The sequence below is a fragment of the Leifsonia sp. Root227 genome, from assembly GCF_001428745.1.
Taxonomy (GTDB): Bacteria; Actinomycetota; Actinomycetes; order Actinomycetales; family Microbacteriaceae; genus Leifsonia.
This window is the reverse complement of record NZ_LMIO01000004.1, coordinates 15,629-35,546: the sequence shown is the minus strand read 5'-3', so window position 1 is coordinate 35,546 and position 19,918 is coordinate 15,629. Positions and strand designations below refer to the sequence as shown.

The 19,918-nt window shown below is 69.5% G+C and carries 20 protein-coding genes; 9 read left to right on the top strand and 11 right to left on the bottom strand.

What is annotated here, in order from left to right; all coding sequences use genetic code 11:
• The first annotated feature begins 43 nt into the window (after nt 1–43).
• From hemQ to hemL, 6 genes are all read left to right on the top strand, one after another.
• The gene (hemQ, locus tag ASE16_RS14790; protein WP_055896703.1) at nt 44–790 is read left to right on the top strand and encodes a hydrogen peroxide-dependent heme synthase; all 747 of its coding nucleotides are present in this window, start codon (nt 44–46) and stop codon (nt 788–790) included.
• Nucleotides 787–1,968, top strand: coding sequence for a ferrochelatase (locus tag ASE16_RS14785; protein ID WP_055896700.1), 1,182 nt, complete (start codon nt 787–789; stop codon nt 1,966–1,968). The genes hemQ and ASE16_RS14785 overlap by 4 nt, the downstream gene beginning before the upstream one ends.
• Nucleotides 1,965–2,966, top strand: a complete 1,002-nt coding sequence (hemC, locus tag ASE16_RS14780) for a hydroxymethylbilane synthase (protein WP_055896697.1) — start codon at nt 1,965–1,967, stop codon at nt 2,964–2,966. The genes ASE16_RS14785 and hemC overlap by 4 nt, the downstream gene beginning before the upstream one ends.
• Nucleotides 2,963–3,748, top strand: a complete 786-nt coding sequence (locus ASE16_RS14775) for a uroporphyrinogen-III synthase (protein WP_055896691.1) — start codon at nt 2,963–2,965, stop codon at nt 3,746–3,748. The genes hemC and ASE16_RS14775 overlap by 4 nt, the downstream gene beginning before the upstream one ends.
• A gap of 128 nt (nt 3,749–3,876) precedes the next feature.
• Entirely contained in the window at nt 3,877–4,851 is a 975-nt protein-coding gene (gene hemB / locus ASE16_RS14770) for a porphobilinogen synthase (protein ID WP_082581587.1), read from the top strand.
• Nucleotides 4,848–6,188: a glutamate-1-semialdehyde 2,1-aminomutase gene (hemL, locus tag ASE16_RS14765; protein WP_055898787.1), complete on the top strand. Its 1,341-nt coding sequence runs from the start codon at nt 4,848–4,850 to the stop codon at nt 6,186–6,188. The genes hemB and hemL overlap by 4 nt, the downstream gene beginning before the upstream one ends.
• 43 nt (nt 6,189–6,231) lie before the next feature.
• On the opposite strand, the gene ASE16_RS14760 is transcribed toward hemL, so the two are convergent.
• From ASE16_RS14760 to ASE16_RS14735, 6 genes are all read right to left on the bottom strand, one after another.
• On the bottom strand, nt 6,232–7,020 hold the full coding sequence (locus ASE16_RS14760) for an alpha/beta fold hydrolase (RefSeq protein ID WP_055896689.1): 789 nt from the start codon (nt 7,018–7,020) through the stop codon (nt 6,232–6,234).
• 69 nt (nt 7,021–7,089) lie between these two features.
• The gene (locus ASE16_RS14755; protein WP_055898784.1) at nt 7,090–7,326 is read right to left on the bottom strand and encodes a hypothetical protein; all 237 of its coding nucleotides are present in this window, start codon (nt 7,324–7,326) and stop codon (nt 7,090–7,092) included.
• A gap of 100 nt (nt 7,327–7,426) precedes the next feature.
• Nucleotides 7,427–8,677, bottom strand: a complete 1,251-nt coding sequence (locus ASE16_RS14750) for a sugar ABC transporter permease (RefSeq protein WP_055896686.1) — start codon at nt 8,675–8,677, stop codon at nt 7,427–7,429.
• Complete coding sequence (locus ASE16_RS14745) at nt 8,674–9,507, bottom strand: ATP-binding cassette domain-containing protein (protein WP_055898780.1); 834 nt, start codon at nt 9,505–9,507, stop codon at nt 8,674–8,676. Before ASE16_RS14745 ends, ASE16_RS14750 begins: the two co-directional genes overlap by 4 nt.
• Before the next feature lie 129 nt (nt 9,508–9,636).
• Nucleotides 9,637–10,749, bottom strand: coding sequence for a sugar ABC transporter substrate-binding protein (locus tag ASE16_RS14740; protein ID WP_055896683.1), 1,113 nt, complete (start codon nt 10,747–10,749; stop codon nt 9,637–9,639).
• 148 nt (nt 10,750–10,897) lie between these two features.
• Complete coding sequence (locus ASE16_RS14735; protein ID WP_055896680.1) at nt 10,898–12,079, bottom strand: ROK family transcriptional regulator; 1,182 nt, start codon at nt 12,077–12,079, stop codon at nt 10,898–10,900.
• A gap of 122 nt (nt 12,080–12,201) precedes the next feature.
• Between ASE16_RS14735 and ASE16_RS14730 the strand changes: the two genes are divergently transcribed.
• Entirely contained in the window at nt 12,202–12,588 is a 387-nt protein-coding gene (locus ASE16_RS14730; protein WP_055896678.1) for a hypothetical protein, read from the top strand.
• A 23-nt stretch (nt 12,589–12,611) separates the two neighbouring features.
• Here ASE16_RS14730 and ASE16_RS14725 read toward each other — a convergent pair whose 3' ends face one another.
• Entirely contained in the window at nt 12,612–12,992 is a 381-nt protein-coding gene (locus tag ASE16_RS14725; protein ID WP_055898777.1) for a DUF1304 domain-containing protein, read from the bottom strand.
• Between the two features lie 24 nt (nt 12,993–13,016).
• Here ASE16_RS14725 and ASE16_RS14720 point away from each other — a divergent pair, with 24 nt between their 5' ends.
• The gene (locus tag ASE16_RS14720; RefSeq protein WP_055896677.1) at nt 13,017–14,237 is read left to right on the top strand and encodes an FAD-dependent oxidoreductase; all 1,221 of its coding nucleotides are present in this window, start codon (nt 13,017–13,019) and stop codon (nt 14,235–14,237) included.
• 31 nt (nt 14,238–14,268) lie between these two features.
• Here the strand turns inward: ASE16_RS14720 and ASE16_RS14715 are convergent, their stop codons facing one another.
• The 3 genes from ASE16_RS14715 to ASE16_RS14705 are packed head-to-tail and all read right to left on the bottom strand — an operon-like array spanning nt 14,269 to nt 16,538.
• A complete protein-coding gene (locus ASE16_RS14715; RefSeq protein WP_055896675.1) occupies nt 14,269–14,649 on the bottom strand; it encodes a DUF1304 domain-containing protein in 381 nt (126 codons plus the stop codon).
• Between the two features lie 36 nt (nt 14,650–14,685).
• Nucleotides 14,686–15,708, bottom strand: coding sequence for an MDR family oxidoreductase (locus ASE16_RS14710; protein WP_055898774.1), 1,023 nt, complete (start codon nt 15,706–15,708; stop codon nt 14,686–14,688).
• A gap of 53 nt (nt 15,709–15,761) precedes the next feature.
• The gene (locus tag ASE16_RS14705; protein WP_055896673.1) at nt 15,762–16,538 is read right to left on the bottom strand and encodes an isocitrate lyase/PEP mutase family protein; all 777 of its coding nucleotides are present in this window, start codon (nt 16,536–16,538) and stop codon (nt 15,762–15,764) included.
• A 181-nt stretch (nt 16,539–16,719) separates the two neighbouring features.
• Here ASE16_RS14705 and ASE16_RS14700 point away from each other — a divergent pair, with 181 nt between their 5' ends.
• Nucleotides 16,720–18,240, top strand: a complete 1,521-nt coding sequence (locus tag ASE16_RS14700; RefSeq protein ID WP_082581498.1) for an LssY C-terminal domain-containing protein — start codon at nt 16,720–16,722, stop codon at nt 18,238–18,240.
• Here the strand turns inward: ASE16_RS14700 and ASE16_RS14695 are convergent.
• The gene (locus tag ASE16_RS14695) at nt 18,233–19,813 is read right to left on the bottom strand and encodes a Na+/H+ antiporter (RefSeq protein ID WP_235500522.1); all 1,581 of its coding nucleotides are present in this window, start codon (nt 19,811–19,813) and stop codon (nt 18,233–18,235) included. The genes ASE16_RS14700 and ASE16_RS14695 overlap by 8 nt on opposite strands.
• Nucleotides 19,814–19,918 lie beyond the last annotated feature (105 nt).

Here is a 19,918-nt window from a genome sequence, read left to right as displayed (position 1 = left end):
CGCGGTTTTGGCTCTCACAGGTTTGAGAGGGAGACTGTGAGGTATGACTAACCCGGCTGCCGCACCGGCAGATTCGAGCGCCCCCCACGAAACACCGGCACCATCCGACGCCGACTCGCCCAGCGGCTTCACCCTCTGGGCTGTCCTGCGTCGCGACCCGTCCCGCCCCGACGACCTCGACGGCACCGACGTGCCACGGGCGGTCAAGGAACTCGAGGGCGTCATCGCCGACCTCGAGCTGCAGAACGTGACCACCCGCGGTCTCTACGACGTCTCCGGCCTCCGCGCCGACGCCGACGTCATGATCTGGATCCACGGACCGGAGGCGCACACCCTGCAGTGGGCGCTGCGCCAGCTCCGCCGCACCCAGCTTCTCAAGGCGCTGCTCCCCACCTGGAACGCCATGGGCGTCCACCGCGACGCCGAGTTCAACAAGTCGCACGTCCCCGGCTTCCTGCGCGGCAAGGAGGCGAAGGAGTGGCTCACCGTCTACCCGTTCGTCCGCAGCTACGAGTGGTATCTGCTCCCGGATGAGGAGCGCGGCAGGATGCTCTCGGAGCACGGCCGCAAGGGAGCAGCGTTCCGCTCCGTCCTCGCCAACACGGTCGCGTCGTTCGCGCTCGGCGACTACGAGTGGATCCTTCCGCTCGAGTCCGACGAGCTGACCGACCTCGTCGACCTGATGCGCGACCTGCGCCAGACGGATGCGCGCCTGCACGTCCGTGAGGAAGTCCCCTTCTTCACCGGTCGCCGGGTGCAGCCCGCCGAGCTCGTGGAGGTCCTGCAGTGACCGACGTCGACACCACGGCGCGCGTCCTCGGCGCCACCCCGGCAGCTGCATCCGGCCCTGAGCACGTCACGGAGCCCGTCGCATACGACGCGATCCTTCTCGCCGGGTTCGGCGGTCCAGAGGGCCAGGACGATGTCATCCCGTTCCTCCGCAACGTCACCCGCGGCCGCGGCATCCCGGAGGAGCGCCTCGAGGAGGTCGCGCACCACTACCGCCACTTCGGCGGCGTGAGCCCGATCAACGACCAGAACCGCGAACTGAAGGCGGCGCTGGAGGCGGAACTCGCATCCCGTGGCATCGACCTGCCCGTGCTGTGGGGCAACCGCAACTGGGATCCGTATCTCAAGGACGCCCTGAACGAGGCGAACGAGCGCGGACTCACGAAGATCATCGCCATCGCGACGAGCGCGTACTCGTCGTATTCGAGCTGCCGCCAGTACCGCGAGGACTTCGCGATCGCGCTGGAGGAGACCGGCCTCGACGGCGTCATCCAGATCGACAAGGTGCGCCAGTTCTTCGACCACCCCGGCTTCGTCGAGCCGTTCATCGAGGGCGTGCGCAACGGCCTGGCCGAGATCGAGCAGAAGGTCCCTGGCATCGACCCGGCCACCGAGGTGGAGATCCTGTTCTCGACCCACTCCATCCCCTCTGTCGACGCCGCCAAGTCCGGGCCGGCGGAGCGCGGGTTCGGAGAGGGCGGCGCGTACGCCGCGCAGCACCTGGCCGTGGCCGAGGTCGTCGCACAGGCGGCGACGGACGGCGTGGTGAAGTGGCAGCTCGTCTACCAGTCCCGCTCCGGCCCTCCGTCGATGCCCTGGCTGGAGCCCGACATCAACGACGCCATCGCCGAGCTGCCCGCCAAGGGCGTCCGCGCGGTCATCATCGTGCCGCTCGGCTTCGTCAGCGACCACATGGAAGTGCTCTGGGACCTCGACAACGAGGCCATGGAGTCCAGCGAGGAGAACGGCCTCGTCGCCGTCCGCGTCCCGACGCCCGGCACGCATCACGCGTACGTGAAGGGGCTCGTCGACCTCGTGCTCGAACGCCGCGACGGCGTCCCGGTCGACCAGCGCCCTGCGATGACGTCGCTCGGCCCCTGGTACGACGTGTGCCGTCCGGGATGCTGCGAGAACGCCAGACTCGGTTTCAAACCGGCCGCCGCAGGACTCGCGCCGTGACCGGCACCGTGAGTCGCGCATCCGGAGCCGTCGAGCGTCGCGACGGGGTGCTGCGCGTCGGCACCCGCGGGAGCGCTCTCGCTGTCGCGCAGACCACCGTCGTCGCCAACGCCATCGCCAAGGCGACGGGTCGCGATGTCGAGCTGATCACCGTGACAACCCACGGAGACACCTCCAGGGACTCGCTCTCCGAGCTCGGCGGCACCGGCGTCTTCGCCAGCGCTCTCCGGGATGCTCTGCTCGCCGACGAGTGCGACCTCATCGTCCACTCGCTCAAAGACCTGCCCACCGCACCGGTGCAGGGCCTCGTCATCGGCGCTGTGCCGAAGCGGGCGGATGCGCGCGACACGCTCTGCGCGCGCGACGGGCTCACCCTCGATGAGCTGCCGGACGGCGCGCGCGTCGGAACAGGCTCCCCGCGTCGCGTCGCGCAGCTCAAGGCGCGGCGTCCCGACCTCGACGTCGTGGACATCCGCGGCAACGTCGACACCAGGCTCGGCCGCGTAGCGGATGGCGACCTCGACGCCGTGGTGCTCGCCGCCGCCGGTCTGGCCAGGCTCGGCCGCTCCGACGCCGTCACCGATTTCTTCCCGCTGTCGAACGTCCCGACCGCGCCCGGCCAGGGCGCTCTCGCGATCGAGGTCCGCTCGGCGGACGAGAAGGGCAGAGGGCCGATCGCCACCGCCCTCTCCGCCGTCGACCACGTCACCACCCACGCCTGCGTCACCGCGGAGCGGCACGTGCTCGCTGGGCTCGAAGCCGGATGCGCGGCTCCGATCGGCGCGACCGCTATCGTGGACGACGGACTGCTCTTCCTCACCGCCACGGTCTACCGCCCGGACGGGTCGGAGCAGCTGACCGCATCCCATGCCGCCACCCCGGAATCGATGAGCGCGCGACACCTCGACGAGGCGGCACGCGACGTCGGCCAACGGGTGGTGGACGAACTGCTCGGCGCGGGGGCCGCCGACCTTGCACCGCTCGGGAGCACGCGATGACCACCCCTTCCGCTTCTGCGAAACCGCTCGCCGGCTGGCGCGTCCTCGTGCCGCGTGGCGGGCCGTGGGGCGACTCCGTCGCTGCCGACCTGCGGTCGAAGGGCGCATCTCCGATCGTCGCCGCGATGATCAACTTCGCGCCGACAGCGGATGCGCCCGCCCTCGAGGCCGCGCTCACCCGCCTGGCCGCCGGTGAGTTCGACTGGATGACCGTGACGAGCGCGACCACCGTGGATGTGCTGAGCGCGCAGCGGGTCGTCGTCCCGCCGACCACCAGGGTCGCCGCCGTCGGTGAGACCACCGCGGCCGCTCTGGTCGCCGCCGGCTACAAGGTCGACCTGGTGCCGTCCGAGGACAACTCCGCCCGCGGCCTGCTCGCCGAGTGGGAGGCAGCGACCGCAGGGGTCGTTCCGCTCCGCGTGCTGACGCTGCGCTCCGAGATCGCGAAGCCGCTCCTCACCGAGGGCCTGAAGCGCATCGGCCACGATGTCGAGTCGGTCGTCGCATACCGGACCATCGGCGTCGCCGTGCCGGAGAACGTGGTGCGGGATGTTGCGGACGGCCTCGTGCAGGCCATCCTCGTCACGTCCGGCTCTGTGGCAGAGCAGGTCCAGAAGCAGCTCGGCCCCATCCCGGAGTCGACGCTGGTGGCCGCGATCGGCCCGCAGACCGCCCGCGACGCACGCGAGTTCGGCCTCCGCGTCGACGTGATCGCCGCCGAGCGCACCGCCGCCTCCCTCATCGACTCCCTCGTCGCCGCCTCCGCCTCCGACCCCGAATAATCGAGTCCGGACTTCTTCAGGCGACACGCCGACTCCGCCACTGAACAACTCCGGGCTCGATGATTTCGGGCGATCGGAAGCTGGGAAGGGGCTCAGTCGCGGGCGCGTAGGCTTGTGGGGTGAGTGACGTGACGCATCCTGTTGTCCGACCACGACGCCTCCGGCAGTCTCCTGCCCTGCGCCGTCTGACCGCCGAGACTCGGTTGCACCCCGGTGAGCTCATCCTCCCGATGTTCGTGCGGGAAGGCCTCAGTGAGGCGCTGCCCATCCAGTCGATGCCTGGCGTCGTCCAGCACAGCATCGACTCGCTGAAGCGCGCTGCGACCGAGGCCGCTGAGGCCGGTGTCGGCGGCGTCATGCTCTTCGGCGTTCCGGAGACCAGGGACGCGACAGGCTCCGCCGCGACCGACCCTGACGGGATCCTCAACGTGGCCACCACCGCACTGGCCGCCGAGGTCGGCGACGCGCTCGTCGTGCAGACCGACCTGTGCCTCGACGAGTTCACCGACCACGGCCACTGCGGCGTCCTGGATGCGCACGGTCACGTCGACAACGACGCCACCCTCCTCCGCTACCGAGACATGGCCGTCGCCCAGGCGGAAGCGGGCTCGCACCTCCTTGGTCTGAGCGGGATGATGGACGGCCAGGTCGCCGCCGTGCGCGACGCGCTCGACACCGCAGGCCACACCGAGACCGTCATCCTCGCGTACGCGGCCAAGTACGCCTCCGCCTTCTACGGCCCGTTCCGCGAGGCCGTCGACTCCCAGCTCTCCGGCGACCGCCGCGCGTACCAGCAGGACCCGGCCAACCGCCGCGAGGGGCTGCGCGAGGCGCGCCTCGACCTGGAGGAGGGCGCGGACATCCTCATGGTCAAACCCGCCCTCAGCTACCTGGATGTGCTGAGCGACGTCGCCGCGATCAGCGACGTGCCGGTCTGGGCGTACCAGGTGTCCGGCGAGTACGCGATGGTCGAGGCAGCAGCGGCGAACGGCTGGGTCGACCGCCGTCGCATCGTCGAGGAGACGCTGATCGGCGCACGCAGGGCGGGAGCAGACGCCGTCATGACCTACTGGGCGACCGAGGTCGCGAGGTGGCTGCGATGAGCGACGCACAGGCGCTGGCGGACGGCGCGGCGATCGGCGACGTGAACCTCGCCCAGTTCGAGCGCGCCCAGCGCGTGATCCCCGGCGGCGTCAACTCCCCGGTCCGCGCCTTCCGCTCCGTGGGAGGCACGCCCCGGTTCATGGTGTCCGCCAGCGGTCCGTACATCACGGATGCGCAGGGCAGGGAGTACGTGGACCTCGTGGCGTCCTGGGGTCCTGCGATTCTGGGGCACGCGCATCCACAGGTCGTCGCAGCGGTGCAGGCCGCCGCAGCGCGCGGGCTCTCGTTCGGAGCGTCGACGCCAGCGGAGACCGAGCTGGCCGAGGCCGTGCTGGCCCGCGTGCCGTTCGTCGAGAAGCTGCGACTCGTCTCGACGGGCACAGAGGCGACCATGACCGCCATCCGCCTCGCCCGCGGCTTCACCGGCCGCCCGCTGCTGATCAAGTTCGCCGGGCACTACCACGGCCACTCGGACAGCCTGCTCGCCGAGGCGGGCTCCGGCCTCGCGACGCTCGCCCTGCCAGGCTCCGCCGGTGTCACGGAGGCGACCGCCGCGCAGACGCTCGTGCTCCCGTACAACGATCTGGATGCGGTCCGCGCCGTCTTCGAGACGCACGGCCCGGACATCGCCGCCGTCATCACCGAAGCGGCCGCCGCGAACATGGGCGTCGTCGCCCCGGACCCCGGCTTCAACGCCGCCCTGACCGACCTGGCCCACGAGTTCGGCGCTCTGCTCATCCTGGACGAGGTGCTGACCGGCTTCCGCGTGAGCGAGGCGGGCTTCTGGGGCCTCGACCGCGGCTACACGCCCGACCTCGTGACGTTCGGCAAGGTCATCGGCGGCGGGATGCCCCTCGCGGCTCTTGGCGGACGCGCGGAGCTGATGGACTTCCTCGCGCCGACCGGCCCGGTGTATCAGGCGGGAACGCTGTCCGGGAACCCGGTGGCGGTGGCCGCGGGGCTCGCCACGCTGTCGCTGGCCGACGACGCGGTCTACGACAGGCTCGACCGTGTCGCAGAGACGGTGTCGTCCGCGGTGTCGGATGCGCTCGGCTCCGCCGGCGTCGCGCACCGGGTGCAGCGCGCAGGCAATCTGTTCAGCTTCGTCTTCGGCGACTTCGCCGAGGCCCCGCGCACCTACGCTGAGGTGCAGCGCCAGGAGGCGTACCGCTATCGCGACTTCTTCCACGCCATGCTCGACGCCGGCGTCTCGTTGCCGCCGAGCGTCTTCGAGGCGTGGTTCGTGACCGCGGCCCACGACGACGCGGCGGTCGACCGCATCCTGTCGGCGCTCCCGGCTGCTGCCGCGGCGGCCGCTGCCGCACGCCCCGCCTAGCCGGGCTAGCCGGCCTAGCCGGACTAGCCCGGCACCTCGGGGCTCACACGCTGTGGAGGAACCGGGTGATGTGGGCGGCGGCCACGTCCGGAGCAACATCGTGCGTCTGGCCCTCCGCCACCTCGAAGATCGCCCCGGGGATGGCTGCCGCCAGCTCTCTGGCGCCGTACTGCATGAAGCCGGGGCTCGCCCCGCCCGCCAGCGTCAGAACCGGGATGCGCACCTCGGCCACCACCTCGGATGGCACAGCGCTGTCACCCATCGCCGCGTCGTCGTAGGCGAGCGTCGGCGCGATCGCCTCGAGCCCTGCCCAGGCGGGTGAGCCGCGCATCCCGTCGATGGCCGCCGGCGGCATTCCGACCCGCGCAAGGAACAGTGCGACGGCGTCTCCGCGTCGCCCCTCCGCGAGCGCAGCGGCCAGGTCGGCCGTGTACTGCCGTGCGCCGTCCCGCGCACCCTCCGGCATGAGCGGCGGCTCGTAGAGCACGATGCCCGCGATCCGTTCCGGGCCGAGCGCCGCAGCGGCGCGGAGCAGCAGCATCGCGCCGGACGACATCCCGAACGCGTATGCCGGAGCGCCGACGGCCGCGATCAGCGCGTCGATGTCCTCGATCTCGCGCTCGACGGCGAACGGCAGAGTGTCCGTGCTCTCGCCGCGCCCGCGTCTGTCGTACGCGACAGCGGTGACGTCGCCCGACAGCGCGTCCGCCAGCCTGCTCGCCGATCCTCCAGCGCGGGATGCGGTCGCTCCGTCCACCAGGAGAAGCGTCGGCCCGCTGCCGACAGCTTCATATCCGATGGTGGTCCCGTCCGCAGAACTCGTGGTGCTCATCCGCTTCTCCTCCGCATCCTCGCTGCGGGACCGGTGTCGCACGGCGGCGACGTCCTCCCGCGGCCGCTGTCACACGTCGGCGTCCGCCGCCGCTCTCTGCACGGACTCGACGAACGAGTACGTCGCCTCGTCCGGCCAGCCGTCCGCATCCACCAGCGCGAACACGTCGAAGGTGAGCTGGCCTCCGCCACCGGCCGGTCGCCGCAGCGTGCGCGGCGGGGCGTCGGAGGCCGCACGCACCGTGACCGTCTGCGGCGGGGCATTCCGTCGCAGCAGTCTGGCGTGGAAGGTGGTCGTGCGGGTCACAAGCTCCACCATCTCACACACCGCGCCGCGCGGTCAGCCCTCGTGCGAAACGTGCGGTCGCGAGCGCTGCGACCACACGTTTCGCACGACTCGTGCCCCGCTAGGCCTGGCCGTGCGAGGCGCGAGAGCGCCGCGACAGCGAGTCGATGATGACCGCGAGCAACAGCACCGCGCCGGTGATCATGAAGCGGATCGACGAGTCCAGGTTCAGGAGCGTGAGGCCGCTGGAGATCGACTGGATGACCAGGATGCCGAGCAGGGCTGACCACGCGCTTCCGCGCCCGCCGAAGAGGCTGGTCCCGCCGATGACCGCCGCGGCGATCGCGTTCAGGTTGGTGTCCGTCCCTCCGCTGCCCGCGCTCACCGACGCCAGCCTGGCAGCGGCGAGCAGCCCGCCGACCGCGGCGAACGTGGAGCACAGGATGAACACCGAGATGTAGACCCTGTTGACCTTGATACCGGCGCGGCGAGCCGCCTCGACCGAGCCGCCGACCGCGAAGACCGAGCGGCCCCAGCGGGTGCGGGTGAGGAAGAAGTTCATCACGACGACCAGGATCACGAAGAACAGGAACATCGCGCCCGTTCCTCGGTCGGTGGACAGGTACCAGACGCTGATCCCGAGGGCCAGCAGCAGGAGCACGGCCTTCACGAGCATGACCGTCATGGACCCCTGCGAGAGCCCGGCCTTGCGGCGGCGCTCTGAACGACGCCAGTCGGAGAGGAACATCCCGACCGCGGCGATCACGACCAGGGCGTACGCGGCCCACGGCGGAAGGAAGGTCTGTTGCGCGAACTGCACGATCCAGGAGTCGAACGGGATGTTGATGGAACTGTTCGGCCCGAGCACCCAGAGCTGAAGCCCGAGGAAGCCGAGCAGGCCGGCGAGCGTGATGACGAACGACGGCACCCCGAACCGGGTGAAGAGGATGCCGTAGAGGAATCCGACCAGGACGCCGGCGAGGATCGCGCCGATCACGGCCACGATGAGCGGCCAGTGCAGCTGCGTCAGCCCGACGCCCATGATCGCGGCAGCCAGACCGCTGACCGATCCGACGGACAGGTCGATCTGGCCGAGCAGCAGCACCAGCACGATGCCGATGGAGATGGTGCCCACCGCCGCGCACTGCAGCGTGAGGTTCACCAGGTTGTTCGCGGAGAGGAAGTTCGGGTTCAGGATCTGGAACACTGCCCAGATCACGATGAGGCCGACCACCACAGGGAGCGAGCCGAGGTCGCCGCCGCGCACGCGCAGCCCGAACGACTTGACAGCGCCGCCCAGTCCCTCGTTGCGGATGAGGCGTTCGTCCTGCAGGTCGGCAGCGACCTCCGCGGGCGTCTCTGTCTTGGTCATGCGTCCGCACTCCGTTCGGTGAGCTGCTCTACTTCTTCGTTGAGGCGCTCGGCGCGGCGCGCGACGACGTTGTCCGTCGCGCCCGTGATGGCCGAGATGATCTCCTCGTAGCTGACGTCCGGCACGCGGAAGGTGCCGTTGTTGCGGCCGAGGCGCAGCACGGCGACGCGGTCGGCCACCGCCTGCACGTCCGCCATGTTGTGGCTGATCAGCACCACGCCGAGCCCGCGCTCGCGCAGCCGCTCGATCAGGTTGAGCACCTCGGCGGTCTGGGCGACGCCGAGGGCGGCCGTCGGCTCGTCGAGGATGACCACGCGCGGCTCGCCGATCAGGGAGCGCGCGATGGCGACGGTCTGCCGCTGGCCGCCGGAGAGGGATGCAACGGCGATCCGCACCGACGGGATGCGCGCGGAGAGCTGCCGGAGCAGGCTCCACGAGCGCTTCTCCATCTCTTCCTCGTCGAGCGTGCCGTGGGTGATCTCGCGGCCGAGGAAGAGGTTGGAGACCACATCCAGGTTGTCGCAGAGCGCGAGGTCCTGGAACACGGTCGCGATGCCGAGCTCCCGCGACGCCGACGGCGACGGGATGCTGACCCTGTCGCCGTCGAACGTCACGGTTCCCGCATCCTGTGGATGCACGCCGGCGAGGATCTTGACGAGCGTCGACTTGCCTGCGCCGTTGTCGCCGACGATCGCGACGACCTCACCTGGGTAGACATCGAGGTCGATGTCGGTGAGGGCTTGGACGGCGCCGAAGCCTTTCGAGATCCCACGGAGGGAGAGGACGGGTTGGCGCGTCGACCGTTCGGGTTCAGCGACGGCGGATTCCATCGTCACGGCGTTCTCCTTTGAGCTGGAAGGCGGTGCTTGTACTGCGTGTATTCGTCTGTGAAAAGGGTAGAGCGGAATCGGCCTGGCCGGGGGATGCGAGGTGCGCATCCCCCGGCCAGGCCCAGGAGGTTACTTGATGCCGTACTTGTCGCACGCTGCCTTGTAGTCGGCGGTGCAGATCTTCGCGGCGGAGTCGGAACCGTAGAACTCGTCCTTGACGACCGTGCTCTCGATGTTGTCCGTCGTGACGGCGACCGGGGTCAGCAGGAACGACTGGATGGCTGCGCCACCCGCCGTGTTGACCGTGGTGTCACCCTTCGGCTTCTTGCCGTTGACGAGGTCGATGGCCAGCTGGGCCGCCTTCTCCGCCTCGGGCTGGATCGCCTTGTAGACCGTCATGTACTGGTCGCCGGCGAGGATGCGCTGGATGCCCGCGAGCTCTGCATCCTGACCGGTGACCGGCGGGATCGGACTCACGTTGGCGGCCTTGAGGGCGGCGATGGCGCCACCGCCCGTTCCGTCATTGGCGGCGTAGACGCCCTTGATCTGGCTGCCGAACTGCGTGATCTGACCTGACACCCAGTTCTGGGCCTGTGCAGGGTCCCATCCTGGTGTGTCGTATTCGGCGAGCACCTTGTAGCCGCTGGAGTCGATGACGCTGTGCGCGCCCTTCTTGAAGAGGGTCGCGTTGTTGTCGGTAGGCGAGCCGTTGACCATCAGGATGCCTGCGCCCGATGCGACGCCGTCCTTCTTGAGCTTGTCGACCAGCGCGGTGGCCTGCAGCTGCCCGACCTTCTCGTTGTCGAACGAGATGTAGTAGCTGCTGTCCGGGCTGTTGATCAGGCGGTCGTAGGAGATGACGGGCACGTTCTTCGCCTTGGCCTCTCCGACGATGGATGCTGCTGCCTCACCGTCGAACGGGTCGAGGACGAGGACCTTGACGCCCTGGGTCAGCATCGACTCCGCCTGCTGCTGCTGCTTGCTCGCGTCGCCGTCGGCGTTCGCGTAGAGCACCTTGCAGCCGGAGCAGAGGTCCTTGATCTTCGCTTCGAAGAATGGCTTGTCCGCCGCTTCGTACCTCGCGGTGACGGAGTCGGGGAGGAGGAGGCCGATCTGGGCTGTGCTGGCTCCCGCGGTTGAGCTGGAGGAGCTGCCAGACCCGTTGGAACACGCCGTGAGTGTTCCGGCTGTGAGCAGGATCGCGGCCGTCGCGATGACCGCTCTCGTGGTGGCGATCTTCATTGAAAAACCTCCGATTCGAGACCGCCATCGTTGGCGGCTGGGTTGAGTGTTGCAGGTGGGTGACTTGTCGTCAAGAGTTGAAGCCAATGGATTCGATAACGAATAGACACGCATTCGGGGGAGGGGGCGAGCGTGTCTGAGGGCGCGTTCAGACGGCGGCGTCCGTCGGGGTGATGTTCACGCAGTCGACGGCATATGCCACGGCCCCGAGCGTGGCGGCGCGGGTGCCGAGCTGACCCTGCACGATGTCCGGCATCAGATCCTCGTTCACGATGATCGACCGCTCCACCGCGTGCCGCATCGGGCCGAGCAGCAGTTCGCCTGCTCTGGCCAGCTCGCCGCCGACGATCACCCGTTCCGGATCGACCAGGTTGCACAGGTTGGCGGTCGCGATGCCGATGTGCTTGCCCGCGTCGGCGATGGCCCGGATGCATCGTGCATCCCCTGCCATCGCCTGGATGACCACATCGCCCAGTTTGAGGCTGCCCAGGTGGTCGCGCAGCTCGTCGAGGATCGCCGGTCCGCCCGCGATGGCCTCCAGGCAGCCGCGGTTGCCGCACCGGCAGAGCGGTCCGTTCTCGCGGATCGTCGTGTGCCCGAACTCGCCCGCGACGCCGTTGAACCCGCGGTACACCTGCCCGTTCAGAATGAGGCCGGCGCCGATCCCGTCGCCGAGATCGAGCGTGATCGTGTTGCGCTTGCCTCGGCCGGCGCCCAGCCTGGACTCCGCGAGCGCGGTGAGATTGGCGGCGTTGTCGATGAAGACGGGGCGCTTGAGCCTGCGCTCCATCACTTCGGCCACCTGAACGCCGTCCCAGCCACGCATGATGCCGCTGCGCGCGATCGTCCCGCTCGCCCTGTCGAGGGGCGCGGGGAGCGCGATGCCGACGGCGAGCACCTCGTCGCGGCCCGCATCCACGGATTCGAGCATGTCGGTGAGCAGGAGGGAGACCTTGTCGAGCTCGTTGTCGGCGCGGTGGTCCTTGGCGAGCGGCATGTGGTTCTCCGCGACGACCGTGTGCGCCACGTCCGCGAGTGCGATCCGCATGTGTCTGGTGGAGAAGTGCACGCCGACCACCAGGCCGAGCGCGTGCGCCAGAGTGACGTGCTGGGCGCGGCGGCCGCTGCGGATGCTCTGGGCGGTATGCAGGACGCCGGAGGTCGACAGTTCCTTGACGATGTTCGAAACGGTCGCGGGGGAGAGCCCGGTCGCGCCGGCCAGCTCGACCTGCGTCAGCCCGCCGTGCTTCTTGATGGCGTCGACGATCCGCGCCCGGTTGGCTTCACGAAGTGAAGTCTGCGAACCCGGTGTCCGCCGCTGCGTTGCCACGATGAGCAGAATACATGGCCCGTGGACGAGGGGTGATGGTGTGTGGAAACCACCGACCGAAGGGTTATCTCTTTGTGAGGATTCCGCCCGCACGATCCGGTGCCCGCTGGCAGGATAGAAGCATGGCCGATATGCACGTTCACCCCGACCGACTTGAGATCCACCTCACGCCGGCGGAGAGGGTGCTTGCGCTCAAGCGCGACGACCTCGTCGTCCCGAGGGAGAGCATCCGGTCGGTGGCGATCACGGAAGACCCGTGGATCTGGATTCGCGGCATCCGCGCGCCAGGTGCGGCCGTGCCGCTGACGCTCTCCGTCGGAACCTGGAAGTTCCACGGCGGCAAGGACTTCCTGCTCATCAAGGGCAAGCAGCGCGCGGCGGTCGTGATCGATCTCGAGGGCGAGGAGTACTCGCGCATCATCGTCTCCACCCCGCACGCCACGAAGCTCGTCGAGGCGCTGCGGGTCGACGCCACCGGCACGCCCGCCCCCGGCGAGACCACGCTCTAGCCGCACACGGTGCGGCGGCCTCGCTACGCGATCACGAGCAGAATCAGCCCGGCAAGCGGCAGCACGCCCTGGACGAGGGCGGCCCGCACGTAGGCGCGCCCTGTCGTGACGAGGACAACGGCGGCCAGCACCATGCACACCGCGCAGAAGAACACGATCCCGAACCCCACCTCGCGCAGCGTCGTCCAGTAGAGCACCAGACCGACCGCAGCGCCGCCGGCCAGGAACAGGTTGTAGAACCCCTGGTTGTACGCCATCGCCCGCACAGTGTCCGCATCCCGCTGGTTCGCGACGCCGAATCGGCGCCACACCCCTGGCGACGACCAGAGCACGCTCTCCATCGCGAAGAACACCAGGTGCACGATGGCAGCCGCGGCGATCAGTATGGAACCGATGATGGCCATGCGAGTGAGCATACGCTGAGCACTATGCAAGCCGTCCAGAGTTCCTGTGTGATCGCCGGAGGCGGTCCAGCCGGCATGATGCTCGGCCTCATCCTCGCGAGGGCCGGGCTCGACGTGGTGGTGCTGGAGAAGCATGCCGACTTCTTCCGCGACTTCCGCGGCGACACCATCCACCCGTCCACGATCACCGTCCTCGGCGAGCTCGGGCTGCGCGATCGATTCCTCGGCCTTCCGCACACGACCATCCACACCCTGGATGCGGTGATCAACGGCACCAGGCTGCATCCCATCGACTTCGGGATGCTGCCCCCGCCGGACGACTTCCTGGTCATGGCGCCGCAGTGGGACTTCCTCGACTTCCTCGCGGAGGAGGCGGCTGCGCTGCCCGGCTTCCAGCTGCGGATGCAGACAGAGGCGGTCGGCCTCATCCAGGAGGGCGGCGTGGTGCGCGGCGTGATCGCACGCGGCCCTGACGGAGACGTCGAGCTCCGAGCCTCCCTGACCGTGGCGGCGGACGGCCGCGATTCGATCCTCCGGGATGCGGCAGGCCTGCGCCCGCGGCGCTTCGGCGTACCGATCGACGTGCTCTGGTTCCGCGTGCCCAAGCCCGCGGTGGTGCCGCCGAGCACGCTCGCGTACATCGACCAGCGCTCGATGGTGATCACGATCGACAGGGGCGAGTACTTCCAGACCGGCATGATCATCGAGAAGGGTGGATTCGACGCCCTGAAGCAGGCCGGGCTGCCGCACTTCCACCGGGTGCTCGGCGAGGTGGCGCCCGTGCTCGCGCCCGTGGCAGACGCCATCGCCTCCTGGGACGACGTCAAGCTGCTCTCCGTGCAGATCAACCGCCTCGACCGCTGGTTCCGCTCGGGGTTCCTCGCGATCGGCGATGCCGCCCACGCGATGTCGCCCGCGTTCGGGGTCGGTGTGAACTACGCGGTGCAGGATGCGGTCGCGACCGCGAACGCCGTCGCGGCGCCCCTCCGCTCCGGGCAGGTGGACCTGCGCGTGCTCGCCGCCGTGCAGGAGCGACGCCTCCCTCCGGTGGCGCGGATGCAGCGGCTGCAGCTGTCTGCGCACGAGTTCATCGGACGCCCGGGCGGGGCCGCGCGGCTGCCGGACCCGCTTCCCGCCCCGTTGCGCGGGCTGCTCGCGGCGGCGATGCCCGTCGCGCGCAGGGTCAGCGCGCGGGTGATCGGCCGCGGCTTCCTGCCGGAGCACGTGGCGCCGGAGCTGCGGTGACGGCTGCGGCTGCTGTTCGTGTCCGCTGCGGCTAGGACAGCAGCATCAGGATGAACCCGAGCAGCGGAAGGACGCCCTGGATGAGCGCCGGCCGGATGTAGCCGCGCCCGGTGGTGACGAGCACGACAGACGCCGCGAACATGCTCGCGGTGCTGAACAGGATGAGCGCGAGCCCTGCGTCGTGCATCCCGACCCCGTAGAGGATCAGCCCGACGATGGCCCCGATGGCGAGGAACAGGTTGTAGAACCCCTGGTTGTACGCCATCGGCCTGGTGGTGTCCGCTGCCTCCTGCGACGCGACGCCGAACCGCTTCCACACCGCCGGCCGCGTCCAGCCCACGCTCTCCATCACGAAGATGGCGATGTGCAGTGCTGCCGCAAGGGTGACGACCACGGTCGCGAGGACGATCATGCGGTCAGCATAACGGGCGGCTTGGTTCCGGCCTGGTCAGGCGCGCACATCCACCACTGTCCGGCCGTGCAGCCGCCCTGCTAGCAGCTCGTCTGCCGCGCCGATGGTCTCTGCCAGCGGGATGAACGCCGTCATCGCCGCCAGCGCCTCGGTGTCGAGGTCGGTCGCCAGCCTCCGCCACGCCGTCTCCCGCAGCGCGATCGGCGCCTCGACGGAGTTGATGCCGACGAGCGTCACGCCGCGCAGGATGAACGGCATCACTGTGGCGGGCAGGTCTGAGCCCTGGGCGAGCCCGCAGGCCGTGACCGTGCCGCCGTAGGTCGTCTGCGCGAGCGCGTTGGCGAGCGTGTGGCTGCCGACCGCATCCACCACCCCCGCCCAGCGCTGCCGCTGCAACGGCTTGCCGGGGTCGCTGAGCTCCGCCCTGTCGATGATCGCGCTCGCCCCGAGATCGGTCAGGTACTCTGCCTGTTCCTCCGGCCGCCCGGTGGATGCGGTAACCGGGTAGCCCAGTTTCGCCAGCAGCGCGACGGCCACAGACCCGACCCCGCCCGCCGCCCCTGTCACGAGCACGCTCGACCCTGCATCGGCGACCGCCTGCGGGTCGAGCCCGTTCCGTTCCAGCGCGAGCACCGACAGCATCGCGGTGAATCCGGCCGTCCCGATGGCGGCGGCCTGCTCGCTGCTCAGCACGTCGGGCACCCGCACCAGCGCATCTCCGCGCACCCGCGCACGCTCCGCCAGCCCGCCGTGATGCGACTCGCCGATGCCGTCGCCGTTCAGCACCACCCGGTCTCCCGGCCGCCACCGTTCGTCCTCCGACTCCTCGACCACCCCGACCAGGTCGATGCCCGGAATCAGCGGAGTGGTTCTCGCAACCCCCGGCCGCCCGCCGATGGCGAGCGCATCCTTGAAGTTGAGGTCGGAGTACTCGACGGCGACCGTCACGTCCCCCGCCATCAGAAAGGCGTCCGTCACCCGCCGAACCTCCGCGGTGTGCGCGACGATCCGCCCCGACTCGGTCTCCTGCTCGATCACGATGGCCCGGAAGTCAGTCATGCGCTTCACCATACGCCGCCACGCGGATGCCCTGCCCGGCTCGCCCTCGCGCGCTAGTTCAGCACCCGTACCCCGTCGGGAAGCACCCCGCCCGCGTACAGCGCGCTCGCCGCATCCTGCAGCGCCGTCAGTGCGAGGCGCTGCGTCCACGGACCGTACGAAACGTGCGCCACCTCCAGCTCCTGCAGCCGGCCAGGGGCGACAGACCCCGGCACCCCGATCACGCTCAGCTTCCGCGGCCCGAGCCCGCCGACGAGCTGCTCGATCACCGTCTCGTCCAGCAGCCCGGGCACGAAGACGCAGGTGGCTCCTTCGTCGAGGAACGCCCGTCCTCGTTCGATCGCCTCCCGCGCCTTCTCTGCGATGGGTCGCGGGTCGTCTCCGAGGAACACGTCCGTGCGCGCATTCAGCGCGAACGGCACGCCCTCGGCTTCCGCCCCCGCGACCGCCGCGCGCACGGCGGCGACCGCCTGGTCGAACGGCCGGTGCGCGTCTTCGAGGTTCGCCCCGACCGCCCCGACCCCGATCGCCCGCCGAATCGTGCTGCCCGGGTCGCCGTACCCGCTTTCCAGGTCGGCGCTGACGGGCAGGTCGGTCGCCTCGACGATGCGACCGATGGCCGCGATCATCAGCTCGAGCGGGATCCGCTCGCCGTCCTCGTACCCGTGCGACGCCGCGATCGAGTGGCTCGCCGTCGCAAGGGCGCGTGTCTCGGGAAGCGCGGCGATCGTGCGCGCGCTCACCGCATCCCACACGTTGACGACCTGCAACAGCTCTGGTTCTTCGTGCAGCCGCCGCAGTTCGGTGCCGCGTTCCTCGATTCCAGTCACCCTGTCACCATACGACCGACCCCCGCGGCAATCGACCCCGCCCAATCGTTCGTTCCCGCCTCTGCCGCCCCGCCCGCTTCCGCCGCCCGCCCGGGAGCGTCCACCTCGACCATCCACCCACGCCCCAACTCCGGTCGCGTCTACCCCTGACGCCCTCGCGCGGCGGTTCTAGGATGAGCGCATGGCCGAGACGACGGTGACCAAGACCAGGTCGACGACGGCCCGTCGCCGATCGGTCAATGTCGTCGTCGACAACCTGTTCTTCGTGTTCGGCGGTGCCGCCGCGGTCTGGCTGGCGTGGATCGTCTTGACCGAGAGCTTCTCCTGGGGCTGGTTCCTCATCGCGTTCTTCGTGCTGTTCTGGGTGGTGGTCGCGTATCTGGTGCTTCCGCGCCTGCACCGCATCCTCACGTCGATCTACGTGCCCGACTACTTCATCGGCAGGGCGCGCACCAGCGACGGCCTGCTCGGCGACCCGATCAACCTGGCCGTGCTCGGCACCGAGGCGCAGCTCGACAGGGCGATGACAGAGGCAGGCTGGACTAGAGCCGACGAGGTGACCCTGCGCACGAGCTGGGGGATCATCGCATCCACGCTGTTGCGCCGCAGCTACGACGAGGCCCCCGTGAGCCCGCTGTTCCTGTTCGGCCACCAGCAGGACGTCGCGTACCAACAGGAGGTCCGCGGCAACCCGTCGAAACGCCACCACGTGCGGTTCTGGCGCTGCCCGGAGGGGTGGCTGCTCCCCGGAGGACACGACGCCGACTGGATGGCCGCCGGCACGTTCGACCGTTCCGTCGGCTTCTCCCTGTTCACACTGCAGATCACGCACAAGATCGACGCGAACACCGACATCGAACGCGACCACATCGTCTCGACCCTGATGGATGCGCGGATCGGCGTGGACGTCGACGTCATCGAGGACTTCTCCACCGGCTACCACTCCCGCAACGGCGGAGGCGACAGCATCGAGACAGACGGAAACCTGCCGGTGATCGACGTTCGCCCGGTGGCCGTGGATGCGGCTGCGATCGCCGTCGCCGACCAGGCGGATGCGCGCCGCGCGGCCAGGGCTCAGCTGCGGCCCGTGCCGACCTCGCTCGGCTTCCTGCTCATGCTGCTGCGCACTGTGGCGGGCGCCGTGTTCGTCGCGCTGACCGTGATCGACTGGCGGGCTTTCGTCCAGGCGCAGGTGGATGACCCCACCATCGCCCTCACCCCTGCCGAGAAGTCGATCGTGCAGGTGGCTCTTGCGGTGGTGATGATCCTGTTCGCCATCGGCCTGCTGTTCTACCTGCTCCTTGCGGTCCTGGTCTTCCGTGGCAGCAACTGGGCCCGCATCGCGTCGATGTCCTACAGCTCCCTCCTCGTCATCGTGGCCGCCATCGACTTCTTCAACGGCGGCCCCCAGGTCACCCTCCACAACAATCTGCTCGGTCTCCCTCTCGACATCCTGGTCGTCCTCGCCCTGTCCTCCCAGCGCTCCCGACTCTGGGCCCGCCGCCCGCGCCGGCGCACCCGGCCGAGCGATCGCGTGGCGGTCGCGTCGGCAACCGCTGCCACCGGCGCAACCGGTCCCGCCACCGCCGCCGGCGGCGCCCCCACTGACGACGAGAGTGTCGCCGCGGACGCCACGGAAGCCCCAGGCCGGTCGTCGCCCCCTCCTACATCAGCGCCACCGACCTCAGCCCCTCCTACATAAGCCCCTTCTTCGGTCCGGACGACTTCAGCGCAGACTCCTCCGCATCCAGGAACGCCAGCACCGAACGCACCGCCAGCTCCTGATACCGCCCTTCCGCCCGCGCCTCCAACACCGCCTGCCGCTCGGCCCTGATCATCGAGCGGCGCAGCTTCTGGTACTCGACGGGAACGTCCTCGTCCTCCTTCGGCGACGGGTTCTCGAGCGCGTCGGCGAGGAAGACCGCGTTGACCCGCAGGCGCTGCACCACCCGCTCGTCTTCGTCGCCCGTCACCTGTGAGTCGAGGTGTTCCAGCCCGGCCGTCTGGGCTTCGGCGAGGAGTCGCTGCATTTCGCTCGCCTCCTGCGCGAAGTCGGGAGGCGGGAGCTTCAGCCGGCGGATCACCCAGGGCAGCGCGAGCCCCTCCAGCAGCGTGCCGACCACGACCACGAACGCCAGGAACTGCAGGAACTCCTTGTGCGGTGTCGCGTCAGGAAGCAGGAACACGGCCGCGAGCGTCACCACCCCGCGGATGCCCGCGAACGACACCGCGATCCCGGTCGGCCAGTTCCAGCCGCGTTCCCTGAGACGCTGGGGCCCGTAGCGGTACAGCGCCGTCGTGAGCACCATCCAGACGAACCGCGCGAGCGAGATCGCGAGCAGCACGACCACGCTGATGACCACCGTCTGCCCCACGGTGATCCCGGACTTGAACGCTCCAGCGAGGATGCCGGACAGTTCCAGCCCGATGAACAGGAACACCGCGTTCTCCAGCAGGAACTGGATCGTGCGCCAGTTGATCGACTCCGCGATCCGCGCCTCGGCCGTCTGGATGGTCGGCGACCGGTAGCCGAGGTACAGCCCGGACACCACGACAGCCAGGATGCCGGACCCGTGCAGGAACTGCGCGGGGATGAACGCGAGGTACGGGGTGATGAGCCCGAGCGACGTGTCCAGCACCGGCGCGCGGAGCTGCTTGCGGATGATGGCCAGCACCCAGCCCACCCCGAGCCCGACCGCGACGCCCACCACCACCGCGAGCACGAAGTCGCCCGCGATGGCCCACGGATTCACGACGCTCACGATCGCGGCGATGGTCGCGTTCAGCGCCACGAGTGCGGTGGCGTCGTTGAGCAGGCTCTCGCCCTCGAGCACAGTGACGAGACGTCTGGGGAGGTGCAGCCGCCCGGCGATCGCCGTCACCGCCACCGTGTCCGTCGGCGCCACCACCGCCCCGAACGCGAATGCCGCCGCGAGCGTGAGCGATGGCACGACCCACCAGGTGGCGAACCCGACCACGATCACCGTGAACACCACCAGCCCCACCGAGAGCAGCAGGATGCCGTCTCGCCTGGCACGCACATCCACGAAGGACGTCTGGATGGACGCGGCGAACAGCAGCGGCGGCAGCAGCCCGTACAGCACGAGCTCCGGTTCCAGTTCGATGTGCGGAATGCCGGGGATGAACGACACCACAGCCCCGACGACCACCAGCACCACCGGCGCCGACCAGCCGACACGGCGCGACAGACCCGTGACCGTGACCGTGACGAGAACGAACGACACGATCCAGACGATTGTTGCCACCGGATCCATGCTGTTCATGATGGCCGCAACGCGCGCGGGGCGGCAATGGTTCCCGGAAGGCTGTGGAGAACTCGTCCGCTAGGAGCGAAGTGGAGGGATCGGCCAGGGCAGAAC